A 14339-nucleotide genomic window follows, 5' to 3' on the forward strand; every position below is an offset into this window, starting at 1 on the left:
TAATGCCGACACTTTCATGACCATTGAGGGAATTTATCTCCATGCCCTCGTCTTTTTCCCCTCGACTGTAGGGTTTTATTTCAGATGATCAAATCTTTGCGTCCATTGCTGTTGGCCGGTTTTCTTCTTCCCCTGGCCCTCTCCGTCTCCGCTGCCCCGATCAATACTGCGTTGTCGCCCAACGTGGAAAAAGCCCTGAAAGCCAGCAAGTTGCAGGACAACGCCCTGTCGCTGGTGATGATCCCGCTCACCGGCCCCGGCACCCCGACGGTGTTCAACGCCGACGTGTCGGTCAACCCGGCGTCGACCATGAAACTGGTCACCACCTACGCGGCGCTGGAAATGCTCGGCCCGAACCACCAGTGGAAAACCGAGTTCTACACCGACGGCACCCTCAGTGGTGGCATTCTCAACGGCAACCTCTACCTCAAGGGTGGCGGCGATCCGAAGCTGAATATGGAAAAACTCTGGCTGTTGATGCGCGACTTGCGCGCCAACGGTGTCACTCAGGTCACCGGCGACCTGGTGCTGGATAAAACCTTCTTCGTGCAACCGCAACTGCCGGAGTTCAATGACGACGGCAACGACGATAACAAACCGTTCCTGGTCAAGCCCGACTCACTGCTGGTCAACCTCAAGGCGCTACGCTTCGTCGCGCGCAATGACTCGGGCAAGGTGCTGGTCTCGGTGGAACCGCCGATTGCGAGCATCCGTATCGACAACCAGGTCAAAGCCCTCAACTCCAAACAATGCACCGGTGGCGTGCGTTACAACCCGGTGGCACAGGCCGATGGCAGCGTGACCGTGACGGTCGGCGGTCAGTTGGGTGAAGGCTGCAGCTCGCAGACCTACCTGTCACTGCTCGACCACGCGACCTACACCGCCGGTGCCGTTCGCGCGATCTGGAAGGAACTAGGTGGCAGCATTCAGGGCAAGGATGTACTGGCGCCAACACCGAAAGACGCCAAGGTCCTGGCCCGGGCATTCTCCCCGGACCTGGCGGAAATCATCCGCGACATCAACAAATACAGTAACAACACCATGGCCCAGCAGTTGTTCCTGAGCCTCGGCCAACGTTTCCGCACCGATGCCGATGGTGACGACGCCAAGGCCGCCCAGCGTGTCGTGCGTCAGTGGCTGGCGAAAAAGGGCATCACCGCGCCACATCTGGTGATGGAGAACGGCTCCGGCCTGTCCCGTTCCGAGCGTGTGAGCGCCCGGGAAATGGCCTCGATGCTCGAAGCGGCGTGGCACAGCCCGTATGCCGCCGAGTACATCAGTTCGATGCCGATTGCCGGCACCGACGGCACCATGCGCAAACGCCTGAAGACCACGGCGATGCGCGGCGAAGCCCACGTCAAGACCGGCACCCTGAACACCGTGCGGGCGATTGCCGGTTTCAGTCGCGACGTCAACGGCAACACCTGGGCAGTGGTGGCGATCCTCAACGACAAGGCCCCGTTCGGCGCCTCTTCGGTGCTCGATCAGGTGCTGCTGGACCTGTACCGCCAACCGAAAGCGCCGCAGACGGCTTCGGTGTTGTAACCCACAGTACTGCCCCTTGTAGGAGCGAGCTCGCTCGCGATGGATTCCAGAGCGCCGCGTACATTCAGTATGTCCGCGTTATCGTTATCGACCATCGCGAGCAAGCTCGCTCCTACAGGGTCAGCGTACAACCCGGGTTAATTCATCTCCCCTTCAACCCTATCCCTTCCTGCCTGCTTCGCCGCGTAAACCCCTGAATCCGCGCGCAACAGCAAGGCATCGACGCCCTCCCCGGCCCGCCAACTGGCAATCCCGAAACTGGCGGTGACCGTACCGACACCTTCTATGGGTGAACTGCGCAAGCCTTGCCACAATTGCTGGGCCAACATATACGCCTGTTCGCCGCCGATATCCGGGCACAGCACCATGAACTCCTCTCCGCCCAAGCGGCAGAACACATCGGTGCGGCGCAGCCGGTGGCCAATCCGTTCGCACACGGCCTGCAACACCCGATCACCGATGGCGTGGCCATGCTGGTCATTGATGCGCTTGAAATGGTCGATATCGAGCATGATCACCGACAGATCCCCACCGCCGCGCTCCACCCGGGCCATTTCGGTGGTCAGGCGTTCCTGGAAATAACGCCGATTGTGGATTCCGGTCAGCGAATCGGTGACCGACAACGCGCGCAACTCTTCCTCCACCCGCTTCATATCGGAAATGTCCGAGATATAGCCATGCCACAGCACGCCGCCACCGGGCAGCTCCTCCGGAGTGGCTTCGCCGCGAACCCAACGCAAACCACGTTGTGGCAGTTGCACGCGGTATTCCTCACGCCAGGGGCTGAGGGTGTCGGCCGAAGCACGGATCGAGGCGCGGACACGGGCAGAGTCCTGAGGATGAATCCGGGTAAAAATCGCTTCGGCATTGAGCAGCAACACGTCGGGTTCGAGCTCGTAGATCTCGCGAATACCGTCGCTGGCGTAGATCACACTGAAACGCCCGTCGAACTCCATCTTGAACTGATAGATGCCGCCGGGCACATGGGCGCTGAGTTTCTTCAACAGCAGGTCCCGCGCCGCGAGCGCTTCGTGGACCCGTTTGCGTTCGGTGATATCGATGCACACCGCCAGGTGCCCGACCCACAGGCCTTGCTCGTCGAGCACTGGCGTGGTGAGCATGTTGACCATCAAATGGCTGCCGTCGCCGCGCACCAGCGTCCACTCCCGCGCCTCTTGACCGCCCTCCACGTCGCCTTCGACCAGCATCGCGTGGCAGGTCGGCACCGGTTTGCCATAGCGTGCGCTCAACTCTGCCGAGCGAGCGACCAGCTCCCGGGGCAGGTGCAGGTTTTCCAGGGTCATATGGCCGACCACTTCGGCGCTGGTGTAGCCAAGCATTTGCTCGGCACCCGCGTTGAAGGTGTTGATGACGCCGCGCAGGTCGGTCGCAATGATCGCTACCTGGGTGGCGGCATTCAGCACGCCACGCAACTGACCATGGGTGCCGCGCAGCTCCTGTTCCCGATCGCGCAACTCGCGGGTACGTTGCTCGACCATTTTCAGTGCGCGCTGACGCTGACTGACCAACACATACAGCAAGGCACTGAGCAACACACTGAGCAATCCACCCAACACCACCAGGCTGGTCACCGAGGAATGGTTGGCCTGCAAGAATGCGTCGCTGGGCTGGATATCGACTTGATACTCATGGTCGGCCATGCGCAACAGGCGAGTGGCGGACAACTCGCTGATGGCCGCCGGGTTGGGCGACTCGAACAGCACTTCGTGCTGGTCGGCGGTCGACAAATCGAGGATGCGCACCGAGAGATAGTCGCGGCTCGCTTCCGGCAGTCCGTCCGCCAGCAACTGGCGCATGCTGATCACGGCCATCACATAACCGTAGGGTTTCGTGGCTTTACGGTTCTGACTGTTGTGCTGCATGACCGGCGCAACCAGCAGCACGCCTCGCGCATAAGCCGGCTCGATGCTCACCAGATGCATCGGTTGCGACACCGCCATGCCGCCATGCTGATCGACCCGATCGAGCGTGGCACGCCGCAATGGCTGGGCCAGCAAGTCGTAACCGAGGGGAGAGCCGAGTTTGCTTTGAGTCTGGCTATACAGCACCACGACGTACTCATCTCGCTCGCCCGCCAGTTGTAATTGGCCGGCGGCGTTGAGCTCTCTCAGGGTGAAGCTGCTCAAGCCTTCGTCACGCACTCGACGCTCGAACGCCGCCCGCTGGTCACGAGTGACCCGTTCGGCATAGGAATAAGCCTGGGTTCGCAGCAGCAAAGGCTGGGTGTAGCCGTCGAATTCCGCTCGGGAAACCGAATCGGAATTGGCGAAAAACCGGCGCAGGCCGTCGAGGCGCTGTTCCTGATCTTCGAAACGTTCTTCGATACGGCTGTAACGCTCACTGGCCAGCAGTTGGAAGCGTTGCCGCAATTGATGGTGAAACAGATTCAGCGTCGACCACGCCAACAACCCGGTGAGCACCCCGCCGACAAGCAACACCAGCAGCGCGACCAGCCAGGCCGAGACATCTTCACGGATAAAACCCAGGATCTTTGGGCGCACGGCGTGCAACGACATAAAACGCAAACTCAAAACGCCAGGTGCGGAGAAACCCTTTGGCCATGCGTTGAGTTATAGCTATTAGCCACTAATTTGACCAGCACCCTGTAGGAGCGAGCCTGCTCGCGATGGACTCAAGAACACCGCGTGCATTCAGAAAGCACGCGTTATCGTTATCGACCATCGCGAGCAAGCTCGCTCCTACACAGCTATTTAGCGGGCCATGATTTTCCAGGCGCGATGGATCTTGGCGTTGCGGGCAAAATCCGGATCGATCGTCTGGGCGGTGATGTCCTCGACCGCATAACGCTCGCCGAGATTGGCTTCCAGTTCGAACTTGCGGAAGTTGTTGGAGAAGTACAACACGCCACCGGGCGCCAGACGCGCCATGGCCAGGTCGATCAGTTGCACCTGGTCGCGTTGCACGTCGAAGACGCCTTCCATGCGCTTGGAGTTGGAGAACGTCGGCGGGTCGATGAAGATCAAGTCGTACTCGTCACGACTGGCTTCGAGCCACGCCATCACATCGCCCTGCTCCAGGCGGTTCTTGTCGGAAAAACCGTTCAGCGACAGGTTGCGACGCGCCCAGTCCAGATAGGTTTTCGACAGATCGACACTGGTGGTGCTGCGCGCGCCGCCCTTGGCCGCATGCACACTGGCCGTTGCGGTGTAGCAGAACAGATTGAGGAAGCGTTTGCCGGCCGCCTCTTTCTGGATACGCATGCGCATCGGACGATGGTCGAGGAACAGACCGGTGTCGAGGTAGTCGGTGAGGTTCACCAGCAGCTTCACGCCGCCTTCATTGACCTCGACGAACTTGCCCTGTGCCGCCTGGCGTTCGTACTGTTTGGTTCCGCTCTGACGCTCGCGGCGCTTGACCACCACACGGCTCTTGTCGATGTTCAACGCCTGCGGAATTGCTGCCAGGGCATCGAACATACGGGCCGAAGCCTTTTCCGGGTCGATGGATTTCGGCGCGGCGTATTCCTGAACATGGACCCAATCCTGATACAGGTCGATGGCCATGGAATATTCCGGCATGTCGGCATCGTAGACGCGGTAGCAGTCGATGCCTTCACGCTTGACCCACTTGCCCAGGGCCTTGAGGTTCTTCTGCAGGCGGTTGGCGAACATCTGCCCGCCTTCGCTCAGGCGTGGCTGCTCGACCACCGGAGCCGGTGCCGGCACCGGTTTGATCGGGTTGCCGTTTTTGTTGAACTTGCGTTCTTGCGGTTCGTTCGGCGCCTGATCGTAGGCGGCTTGCTCACGCTCCACCTGGCGCTGTTCCGGAGTACGACGCTCGCCGGTGACGAACTGATCCGGCAGTACCTTGATCAGCAACAGCTTGCACGGCAAGGCGCCGTTCCAGAACGAATACTGCTTGTGGCTGCGGATGCCCATGCGCTTGCCCAGGTCCGGCGCGCCGGTGAACACCGCCGCTTCCCAGTTCAGGCAGGCCTGACGCAGGCGCTCGCCGAGGTTCTGGTAGAGGTAGAGCAGGCTCGCCTCATCGCCCAGACGCTCGCCGTACGGAGGGTTGCAGATCACCAGGCCTTTCTGGTTCTGGTCCGGGCGCGGCTCGAAGGTCGCGACTTCGCCCTGGTAGATCTTGATCCACTCGCTCAGGCCGGCACGCTCGACGTTGTTACGACCCGGTTGAATCAGCCGCGGATCGGCTTCGTAGCCGCGAATCCACAACGGTGGCTTGGCCATGCCGGCCGCCGCGCGCTCGCTGGCTTCTTCGTGCAGTTTTTTCCACAGCGCCGGAACGTGACCGAGCCAGGCGGTGAAGCCCCACTGCTCACGACGCAGGTTCGGCGCGATGTCGGCGGCGATCATCGCCGCTTCGACCAGGAAGGTGCCGACACCGCACATCGGGTCGGCCAGCGCGCCGCCTTCGGCCGCGATACGTGGCCAGCCGGAACGGATCAGGATGGCGGCCGCGAGGTTTTCCTTGAGCGGCGCCGCACCTTGCTGCAGGCGATAGCCGCGCTGGTGCAGGCTGTGGCCCGACAGGTCGAGGGACAGAATGGCTTCGCCGCGGTCCAGGCGCAGGTGAATGCGCAGGTCCGGGTTGAGCTTGTCGATGGACGGACGGTCGCCTTGCGGGGTGCGCAGTTTGTCGACGATGGCGTCCTTGACCTTCAACGCGCCGAAGTGGGTGTTGTCGATACCCGAGCCATGGCCGCTGAATTCGACGGCCAGGGTGCCGTCATTGAGCATGTGGTCTTGCCACTCGATGTCCAGCACGCCGTGGTACAGGTCTTCGGCGTCCTTCATCGGGAAACGCTTGAGCACCAACAGCACGCGGTTGGCCAGGCGCGACCACAGGCACAGGCGATAGGCGGTTTCCATGGTGGCCATGCCGCGCACGGCAGAGGTGTGCTCCCGCGCTTCCTCAAGGCCAAGCCCGACGGCTTCCTCGATGAGCAGGCCTTCAAGGCCTTTTGGGCAAGTGAGGAAGAGTTCGAAACGATCGGACATGGGAATTCCAGAACCTTTAGCTGAGTGACCGGGCAACGCATTGCCGGTCCGGTTTTCAATCAGGCGCTTTTCTCGAAGAGCGCCCGCGTGGCACGAAGGTGTGCCGTTCCACCCCTGCTGCCCGGGTTAAATGAGCTTAGATGCAAGGACAGATAAAAAAGTTGATGCAACAAAATGTCATAAGTCGACCCTTCGTCGAATAGTGCCTCCCGGCAACGGGAGCCATTCTCACTAAAGGATTAAGCCCATCATCCAGCGCAGGGCCGATCATACCGGGGTTTGGCCAATAAATACGGTAAAAACACGCTGTTACTTATGGCCTTAGCACATCAATAGTTACGTTCTTATGACAAAACGATCATTCCCTCGATGTGACGCATTGGTTAGAACTCAATACAGGTTGGCGCCGCAATGACGCCAACACCTTGGCTCGTCACGCCGGCAACGAGCCGCCAACGGCAGAGTTTTTCTGCCAGACCTCAATAGAGGTCGACGCGATAAATACAGTCAACAAGTGAGGGCAACACCCTATGAGAAGACTTAAGCGTGATCCGTTGGAAAGAGCATTTTTGCGCGGATATCAATATGGCGTTGGTGGTAAATCCCGTGAGCTTTGCCCATTTACTCTACCGTCGGTACGTCAAGCCTGGATCAACGGCTGGCGAGAAGGACGCGGCGACAACTGGGACGGTATGACCGGCACTGCGGGAATCCACAGACTCAACGAACTTCACGCCGTCGGCTAATTACAGGGCAAAACACTCCGACACGACAATTTGATTTTGTACTGAATTAACCACGCACGTCCCATCCGGACGGCGGGCTGCGGCCCAGGGGCTCCTTCGAGGAGCCCTTTTTTATGCCTGCTCGTTGGCCCAAAACAATCCCCCTGTAGGAGCGAGCTTGCTCGCGATGGACGTCAACGATAACGCGTGCTTTCTGGAAACACGCGGTGTTCTCGAGTCCATCGCGAGCAAGCTCGCTCCTACAGGGGATCAGCGTAGGGCTGCGATGGCGTCTACGGACTCACGAATCAGCGCCGGGCCTTTGTAGATGAAGCCCGAGTAGATCTGCACCAGGCTTGCGCCTGCGGTGATTTTCTCCGCCGCGTGCTTGCCTTCGGTAATGCCGCCGGCAGCGATGATCGGCAGGCGACCACCCAGCTCCGATGCCAGCACTTTCACGGTGTGGGTGCTCTTGTCGCGAACCGGGGCGCCAGACAAACCACCGGCCTCGTCGCCATGTTCCATGCCTTCGACGCCTACGCGGCTCAGGGTGGTGTTGGTGGCGATGACGGCATCCATACCGGTTTCGATCAGCGCTTGCGCAACTTGTGCGGTTTCTTCGTCGCTCATGTCCGGGGCGATCTTGATCGCCAGCGGTACATGTTTGCCATGACGCAATGCCAGTTCCGCGCGGCGCTCGGCCAGATCGGCCAGCAACTGCTTGAGCGAGTCGCCAAACTGCAGGCTGCGCAGGCCCGGCGTATTCGGCGAACTGACGTTGACCGTCACATAGCTGGCGTGGGCGTAAACCTTGTCCAGGCAGATCAGGTAGTCGTCCACGGCACGCTCGACCGGGGTATCGAAGTTCTTGCCGATGTTGATGCCCAGCACGCCCTTGTACTTGGCCGCCGCCACGCGGGCCAGCAGGTGATCGACGCCGAGGTTGTTGAAGCCCATGCGATTGATGATCGCCTCGGCTTCCGGCAAACGGAACAGGCGAGGCTTGGGGTTGCCCGGCTGCGGACGCGGGGTGATGGTGCCGATTTCGACAAAACCGAACCCCAGTTGGGCGAAACCGTCGATGGCCGCGCCGTTCTTGTCCAGACCGGCAGCCAGCCCCACCGGATTCGGGAAGTCCAGGCCCATGACATTCACCGGCATTTTCGCCGGGGCCTTGCACAGCAAGCCGTTGAGCCCAAGACGCCCACCCGCGCCGATCAGATCCAGGGACAGATCGTGGGAGGTTTCCGGGGAAAGTTTGAACAACAGCTGACGGGCCAGGGTGTACATGGGCGGGTTTGACTCAAGGCTACGAAAAGTGGGGCGATTATAGCCATGTGGAGGGTGGCGGGCGAGAAACTCTGCGATTCAACGTCGCAGACCTCATCCACCACCCGGATCGCCGCTGTCGAGCCGGGTGGTGGCCAATCAGGTTACGCCTGCAACTGCGCTGCAGGTTTGTCCTCAGGCGTGCTCTGGGAGCAACTACAGATGAATGGGAAGTAGATGAGCATCATCATCATTCCTAGGCAGATATTCAGGATTTGAGCTTGAGTGTTTTCTCCAAAATCAGTCAACGACAGTTCTTGGGATATGGTCCCCAAGGCAAGAACAAGGCCCATAAACGCTGAAGTTCGCGCTGCCCCGTTATTGAGCAGCGCATTCCACAACTGTTGTCCCGTGGGCACGCGTGCTTCGGTGCGAACTTCAAGAACACGTTGCTGAAGTGATTCGATGTCAACCGATACCGACCCCAGCCCCACTTGTGGCGATAACAACGGCCAGCTTCGGCACAGGATAAAGACGAAATCGTCAATCACCGCGCCAAAAGCATTGAGCGTTCCGGCAATGACATCGGCCCCCAGGCTCCAACCAACGCCCGCCGCTGCGCGCCCCGGGCCACTGAGAGGCATCAGTGCACCCAATTGCTCCAACAGATACTGCACCGTACCGAAGGCTGCCATGGAGACTCCAGTCGCTTGGGCTGTCACCGCTCCGGCGTTGTCATTCAAAGGAAAGAAGGCATTGCACAGGTCCCGGGCAAATGTATAAACAGTCGTATTGATCGCCGTCGATAGCATTGAGCTGGATGCGCCGGTCAGATGCGCCGCGATCAGCGCCCCCATCGTGATGCTCGCCATACACACTCGCCCCAGTCGAGTCTGAAGATTGGCGGTGCCTGCGCACTCGTCGCGGATGGCGCCCATCAGGCTCAGTGCCGGACCAATCATCGTTATGGCGGCCACCTCCCATGCGCGAGATGCCTCGGGTGAATCGCCTTCCCGGATAGCTTGCTCCACGTAATAACCGACGATCTGACGCAACACAGTGGTCAACGCGACGATCAGGCCTGTACGCGCCGCGACGTTAAGCAGGTTCAGCCCGGGCCCTCGGGCGCTCTCAAGCAACTCCAAGCCCGCAGCAAGAACGGACTGCATTCGACTTTCGCGGGTTTGCTGGGTATCAAGTGCATTCAACTCTGCGATTCTAGTGGACAGCGCACTGGATTGCCCCTCTGTCGGCAAGCCCCCCTCATCAATGAAGACCGTCACCGCTGTCGCCACATTATGGGCTGTCTCGCCCAGCTCTTCACGGCACTGCTGCAACTCACGCTCAGCGCTGCGATCCAGGCGCGCCATTCCCGCGACAACTCCCCTGGGTGATCCCAGAGTTCGTGCTTCAAAACCCGGGCTCGCGAGATCAAGAGCTTCTATCAAACGGCTGCCAGCTGAACTGACGCGTGAGGTGTCATTGCCTGACAATTTATAGATATTTCCAATTGAACCACCAATCGGGTTAGTCATTGTCGCTTCCCTAGTCAGCTAATTAAGTTCTTATTGCTCGGCCTCACCACTCACTCTTCTCCCAAGCCTCGTCCTCCATCGGTTGAAACACATCACGCATAAAGCCCTTGACGAAGACGTCCATACTGAACGCCAGGCCGTTGGCACCTTTGACTTCCTTATAAAGCTGCGACTTTTCCAGCCCGTCGTCCTTCAATCGAACCAGTACCTGGAGCGTGATCGCCATCAACGCCTTGGCAGTGGGGTACGCGGGTGATTCGCCATCTGCACCTCGAAGTGAACGGAGAAACTCATGGATGAGCTTTTCTCCCTGCCCCTCCATGGCTGATAGCAACTCATACAAGCGCTCGAATTCGGAGTCCGGGCGCTTGTTTTCAGGCACGTTTCGGCTGGCCGCAAGCACATGTGACTCAAGCGACTCGACCGTTGTGCTCTCTGCGCTCTCGGTTGTGCGCAGACTCAAACCGCTTTCAATCTTCATGGCGGACCTCGGTCGGGGCAGTTTCAGTGGAGCCGGCCGAGCGTTCGGCAAAGGTCGAATACAGATCCGTGAGCGCCTGCATGGAAGCCCGGTCCAGAGCGCGAACCGACTCCGGCAGGTTCGCAACGCACGCCAGTAACCGCGGCTCCAGTCGTTGCCGCGTCGTTTCCGGATCGAATTCCAGCAACTGATCCGCAAGCCGCGCCACATAGCGCTCTTGCGGGTGATAGTCGAGGACCAGTTCACCGGGCCAATGCCTGCGCAAGTGCTCGCGCAGCTCATTGCCCTGCGGCCGACAATGCATCGGCAGCAGCACTTGCAACACCGCGCTCGAATCGCCCGGTTGCTCGCTCAGCCAGCGCTCCAGCATGTCATCCAGCCAATCGGGACGACTCAAGGCTTGTGCGAGCAAATCGCGGGCAGCCTGCGCAAGGTCTTTGCGCAATTGCAGCCCCAGCGCCTGGGACATCAGCAAGCCGTCAGCCAGCTGCCCGGTCGCGCGCAGGATGCCCGCGGCATAGCCCTCCTGAAAGGCCTGGGCATGAAGCGCTTCGGCATCACGCCGGGCCTGCTCGACACAATCGCGGGCCCAGCGCTGCGCCTGTCGCTGCAAGGTCCGGCGTCGACGTGCGGCGGCGATGTCCTCGCGGGACAGATGGGCGTCGCTCGACTCGGGGAGTTCAGTCAGGGTTCGGATAACGTCGAGCATGCTGCACCGCCAAAAAGAAAAGAGCTGTATCGGGTTGCGTGACCGGCCATTGCCAGTGCAAGCGAACAACCGGTTCGGAAAACTGCAAGGTCAGGCGTGAGAGCAAGGCTGGCGGTACCTGCTCGTACCAGCTCCATAACGCATTGAGGCCGGCGGCTTCGATTTGCTCTATCGAAACGGGCGAGCCCCCGATCGGCAGACCGCATCGAACACCGAGGCTGTAACCGGCGAACCGGCGCAACGACAAGGGCAGGCCTAGCAACGCCGCGCCTCGCGCCAGGTCAGGCATCAAGCGATAAGCGCCCATCAGCCTGGCGATGTAGGTCAGCTGGCGCCAATGGCGAACCCATTGCTTCGCTACGGCTGTCAACGGCGTCGAAGGCCACGGGCCTGCTCGTTCGAGATCTTCAAGCAGGATCCGGTTGAGCCAATGGCGTGCCTCGGGCCGATCAAATCCCTCCGGCGTCGGCAGGCGCTGCGGATGCAGATAACTCAGGGGCTCGGCGAGAATCTGCGCCAAACACTCAGCGTGGGACATTCTGCCGACCTGCGTTTGATTGGCGGTAAGCCCAGGCTGCGCCACTGGCCAACAGCAATGCGGTCACCGCGGTCAACCACCAGACCCAGTGCGAATGCCCTTGCGTTGCGGCCACGGACGGCGCGACATGCTGGGTCGGGGAACGCTTGGACAGTACCACCGAGATGTTCTCGTACTCGACCGCCGCAAAACTGTTCTTGAGAAAGCGCTTGATGTCGGTGATCAGCAATTGCGGGTCGGCGTCGAGCTCATGGATCGCCACTGCCGAGAGGTGGACAGGCGGCATCTTGCGTCCGCCTTCGCCGGCCTCCAGGTCGTAACTGACATGCACTCGCGCCGACACCACGCCTTCGAGCACACCCAGCGACTGTTCGATTCGCTGCTCCAGCGCCGAATAAAGCCGGGCTTTTTCAGCGCGGGGCGAGGCCACCAGCGAGTCGGCAGGAAACATCTCTGCCACTTGCAGGCGCGGCCGCGAAGGCAAGGAATAGAGGTTGAGCAAATCGACGGCCGCGGAAAAATCGACCTGATCGATTTTCACCGCATAGCCGGTTTTGCCGGCATCGACTTTCACCGCAGCAATATTGTTGCGCTGCAGCACCGAAAGCACTTCATTGGCCTGCTGCTGATCCAGCCCTTCGAGCAGATTGGGTTGGCGACACCCCGACAGCGCCAGGCACAACAGTATCAGCAACACGCCAGGCTTCATGAGGCACGCAACAGGGTTTCGGCAGTACCTACCGCTTTGCGGACCAGTACGTTAAGCAAGTTGATGTCCACGTTGTATTGTCCTGTCAGCTCCTGCAACTGGGCCAATACTTCGGGACTGGTGATATCCGGGCGCTGCATTATCTGATTGATGGCTGAAACGTCCCGCTCGCTGCTGACCGCGGAACCGGCAAACGCTTCGATCAATCGGGACTCAAGGGATACGATCGGTCCTTGCTGGGGGCCGCGCAATTCCGTAAAGGCTGTCCGGTCGATGTCAGACAGGGAAATGATTTGAATAGCCATGCAATGCACTCGTGAAAATGGCCATTGACGCGTACCAATGGCCGGTCAAAAAGGAAGAGTCAGCGAGCTGCCTGGATGATCGCCATGTCGATATCCTTGAAGCCCTTGATGGTGTTGGTCTGAGCGTTTCGAAACACCGTGTAGGACGAAAACGCGGCCTGATAAGCCGCCAGCAGGCCAGGGTCCGATGCATCTTTCTTCAGGTCATCCAGCGCTTTGTCCAGTGCGTCCTTGAGTTTGGATGCACCGTTTTCGAATGCCTGGGCCTGACGCCCGAGAAAGTCATCGGAAAAGTCGATGGGGATACCAATGTCGGCCATGAGTCACCTTTTAGTGTTGTGTAGGAAAATGCCAGGATGACGAGGTCATCTTGATGTAGCCCTGCGGGCCGGTCTGGAACGACTTGTCCTTGAGCGAGTCATCCTTGAGTTCGACGGTGAAGTGCACGTAGCGATTACCCCACTGCCGGTAAAAGCTGTCGACGTACCGGCGAGCGTTCGCCAGTTCGGAATCCTGCAAATTGCCTGCAATGGCAAACGTGACACTGTCCTCGTGCTCGACGCGGCTGAAGGCCAGTGACAGGCGCTGCAACCCCTCTTGCGCCAGATCGACGAGCAGGCTGTCATCCTGCATTTGCACCGCGATGTCCTGGGCATAAGGCGCGGCCGAGAGCAGTGCTTCGAGCAGTTTTGCCTGTTTTTGGGGGGTGAGCAGATTGCGTTGTGCACTAAGCAACAGTCGCGGCATCGATGGATCCTTCAGATCAATGGAGTGCCAGGCCAGTTGTGGATCATGGTCGACCAGCACATGCTCCAGCCGACGACGCTCCTGGTCCATCACCAGCACTTTGCCGCTCAGCGTGTTATGGCGCACCAGCACTTGCCGACTCCAGCCGGCATCGCGTTCGGAAGCCACGAACACATAGATCGCATTATCACGACCGCTCAACACCCTGGCCTCGTCACTGGCCCCGGCGATCAACGCGCGAACATCGGTTTCAGGTGTGGGCCCGGGCATTGACCAGATGCCAACCGCGGTGACCAGTGCGGCCAGTGCCAGACCGCTGGCGACCCATCCAGACAGAGGGGCACGCCACCACACAACAGCGGCGGCGTCAGCGGTAGCGTCAGGTTGCAGCCCGAGCAGTTCAGGTACCCAGGGTTGGTCTTCAGGCCGCAAAGCGATGTGCAGGCCGCCGATCTGCACCCGGGTGTGGAAGGCACAGTGGCGTATTTGCGTTGACTCATCGAGCACCCGCAGCGGCAGACCATCCGGCGTGACTTGATCGGCCAATACCTCAAAATTGCAGCCCCCCGACTCCAGGGGAACGAAGATGGCATCCTCTGGGACGCTGGCAGTCAGTACCCCCTCCCCCAGCAGATCCACAGCCCCTACCACGAACAATGTTGTAGTTTCGCCGAGGGGAAATTCGCAACCTTGCAGTGCGCCATTGAGTATCCGTAGAACGCAGGGTTGTGGGTCAGGGGTCGGCAGAACTGTCACCGTTCCAGCTCCTGGGC

Annotated in this window: 13 protein-coding genes; 2 read left to right on the top strand and 11 right to left on the bottom strand. The window is 60.0% G+C overall.

What is annotated here, in order from left to right; translation table 11 throughout:
* Positions 1 to 84: 84 nt before the first annotated feature.
* Positions 85 to 1545, top strand: coding sequence for a D-alanyl-D-alanine carboxypeptidase/D-alanyl-D-alanine endopeptidase (dacB, locus tag ACEN8Z_RS22680; RefSeq protein ID WP_007993507.1), 1461 nt, complete (start codon positions 85 to 87; stop codon positions 1543 to 1545).
* Positions 1546 to 1682: 137 nt separating this feature from the next.
* On the opposite strand, the gene ACEN8Z_RS22685 is transcribed toward dacB, so the two are convergent.
* Together ACEN8Z_RS22685 and rlmKL are read right to left on the bottom strand one after the other, a co-directional pair.
* Positions 1683 to 4082 (bottom strand): sensor domain-containing diguanylate cyclase, encoded by a 2400-nt coding sequence (locus ACEN8Z_RS22685; RefSeq protein WP_495595744.1) that lies wholly within the window; start codon positions 4080 to 4082, stop codon positions 1683 to 1685.
* A 195-nt stretch (positions 4083 to 4277) separates the two neighbouring features.
* A complete protein-coding gene (gene rlmKL / locus ACEN8Z_RS22690; RefSeq protein WP_442100418.1) occupies positions 4278 to 6548 on the bottom strand; it encodes a bifunctional 23S rRNA (guanine(2069)-N(7))-methyltransferase RlmK/23S rRNA (guanine(2445)-N(2))-methyltransferase RlmL in 2271 nt (756 codons plus the stop codon).
* Between the two features lie 530 nt (positions 6549 to 7078).
* Between rlmKL and rmf the strand changes: the two genes are divergently transcribed.
* Positions 7079 to 7294, top strand: coding sequence for a ribosome modulation factor (rmf, locus tag ACEN8Z_RS22695; protein ID WP_003223300.1), 216 nt, complete (start codon positions 7079 to 7081; stop codon positions 7292 to 7294).
* Between the two features lie 249 nt (positions 7295 to 7543).
* Here the strand turns inward: rmf and ACEN8Z_RS22700 are convergent, their stop codons facing one another.
* From ACEN8Z_RS22700 to ACEN8Z_RS22740, 9 genes are all read right to left on the bottom strand, one after another.
* Positions 7544 to 8563 (bottom strand): quinone-dependent dihydroorotate dehydrogenase, encoded by a 1020-nt coding sequence (locus ACEN8Z_RS22700; protein WP_413422089.1) that lies wholly within the window; start codon positions 8561 to 8563, stop codon positions 7544 to 7546.
* A 143-nt stretch (positions 8564 to 8706) separates the two neighbouring features.
* Positions 8707 to 10077 (bottom strand): hypothetical protein, encoded by a 1371-nt coding sequence (locus ACEN8Z_RS22705; protein WP_495595745.1) that lies wholly within the window; start codon positions 10075 to 10077, stop codon positions 8707 to 8709.
* A gap of 43 nt (positions 10078 to 10120) precedes the next feature.
* Positions 10121 to 10558 (bottom strand): hypothetical protein, encoded by a 438-nt coding sequence (locus ACEN8Z_RS22710; RefSeq protein WP_495595746.1) that lies wholly within the window; start codon positions 10556 to 10558, stop codon positions 10121 to 10123.
* Positions 10548 to 11267 carry an oxygen-regulated invasion protein OrgB gene (locus tag ACEN8Z_RS22715; protein WP_495595747.1) on the bottom strand — a complete coding sequence of 240 codons (720 nt, stop codon included), beginning with the start codon at positions 11265 to 11267 and terminating at the stop codon, positions 10548 to 10550. Before ACEN8Z_RS22715 ends, ACEN8Z_RS22710 begins: the two co-directional genes overlap by 11 nt.
* On the bottom strand, positions 11239 to 11805 hold the full coding sequence (locus tag ACEN8Z_RS22720) for an OrgA/MxiK family T3SS sorting platform protein (protein WP_495595748.1): 567 nt from the start codon (positions 11803 to 11805) through the stop codon (positions 11239 to 11241). The genes ACEN8Z_RS22715 and ACEN8Z_RS22720 overlap by 29 nt, the downstream gene beginning before the upstream one ends.
* Positions 11792 to 12514: an EscJ/YscJ/HrcJ family type III secretion inner membrane ring protein gene (locus tag ACEN8Z_RS22725; protein ID WP_495595749.1), complete on the bottom strand. Its 723-nt coding sequence runs from the start codon at positions 12512 to 12514 to the stop codon at positions 11792 to 11794. Before ACEN8Z_RS22725 ends, ACEN8Z_RS22720 begins: the two co-directional genes overlap by 14 nt.
* A complete protein-coding gene (gene sctI, locus ACEN8Z_RS22730) occupies positions 12511 to 12819 on the bottom strand; it encodes a type III secretion system inner rod subunit SctI (RefSeq protein ID WP_495595750.1) in 309 nt (102 codons plus the stop codon). The genes ACEN8Z_RS22725 and sctI overlap by 4 nt, the downstream gene beginning before the upstream one ends.
* Before the next feature lie 59 nt (positions 12820 to 12878).
* Entirely contained in the window at positions 12879 to 13139 is a 261-nt protein-coding gene (gene sctF, locus ACEN8Z_RS22735) for a type III secretion system needle filament subunit SctF (protein ID WP_495595751.1), read from the bottom strand.
* 10 nt (positions 13140 to 13149) lie between these two features.
* A complete protein-coding gene (locus tag ACEN8Z_RS22740; RefSeq protein WP_495595752.1) occupies positions 13150 to 14322 on the bottom strand; it encodes a PrgH/EprH family type III secretion apparatus protein in 1173 nt (390 codons plus the stop codon).
* Positions 14323 to 14339 lie beyond the last annotated feature (17 nt).

The organism is Pseudomonas sp. Pseusp10 (assembly GCF_059492225.1).

What these genes read in the sequence shown, in the direction of transcription:
- sctF (WP_495595751.1), bottom strand. Translation starts at nt 13,139, where the DNA reads ATGGCCGACATTGGTATCCCCATCGACTTTTCCGATGACTTTCTCGGG.
- ACEN8Z_RS22700 (WP_413422089.1), bottom strand. Translation starts at nt 8,563, where the DNA reads ATGTACACCCTGGCCCGTCAGCTGTTGTTCAAACTTTCCCCGGAAACC.
- dacB (WP_007993507.1), top strand. Translation starts at nt 85, where the DNA reads ATGATCAAATCTTTGCGTCCATTGCTGTTGGCCGGTTTTCTTCTTCCC.
- sctI (WP_495595750.1), bottom strand. Translation starts at nt 12,819, where the DNA reads ATGGCTATTCAAATCATTTCCCTGTCTGACATCGACCGGACAGCCTTT.
- ACEN8Z_RS22720 (WP_495595748.1), bottom strand. Translation starts at nt 11,805, where the DNA reads ATGTCCCACGCTGAGTGTTTGGCGCAGATTCTCGCCGAGCCCCTGAGT.
- ACEN8Z_RS22725 (WP_495595749.1), bottom strand. Translation starts at nt 12,514, where the DNA reads ATGAAGCCTGGCGTGTTGCTGATACTGTTGTGCCTGGCGCTGTCGGGG.
- ACEN8Z_RS22685 (WP_495595744.1), bottom strand. Translation starts at nt 4,082, where the DNA reads ATGTCGTTGCACGCCGTGCGCCCAAAGATCCTGGGTTTTATCCGTGAA.
- ACEN8Z_RS22715 (WP_495595747.1), bottom strand. Translation starts at nt 11,267, where the DNA reads ATGCTCGACGTTATCCGAACCCTGACTGAACTCCCCGAGTCGAGCGAC.
- rlmKL (WP_442100418.1), bottom strand. Translation starts at nt 6,548, where the DNA reads ATGTCCGATCGTTTCGAACTCTTCCTCACTTGCCCAAAAGGCCTTGAA.
- ACEN8Z_RS22710 (WP_495595746.1), bottom strand. Translation starts at nt 10,558, where the DNA reads ATGAAGATTGAAAGCGGTTTGAGTCTGCGCACAACCGAGAGCGCAGAG.
- rmf (WP_003223300.1), top strand. Translation starts at nt 7,079, where the DNA reads ATGAGAAGACTTAAGCGTGATCCGTTGGAAAGAGCATTTTTGCGCGGA.
- ACEN8Z_RS22705 (WP_495595745.1), bottom strand. Translation starts at nt 10,077, where the DNA reads ATGACTAACCCGATTGGTGGTTCAATTGGAAATATCTATAAATTGTCA.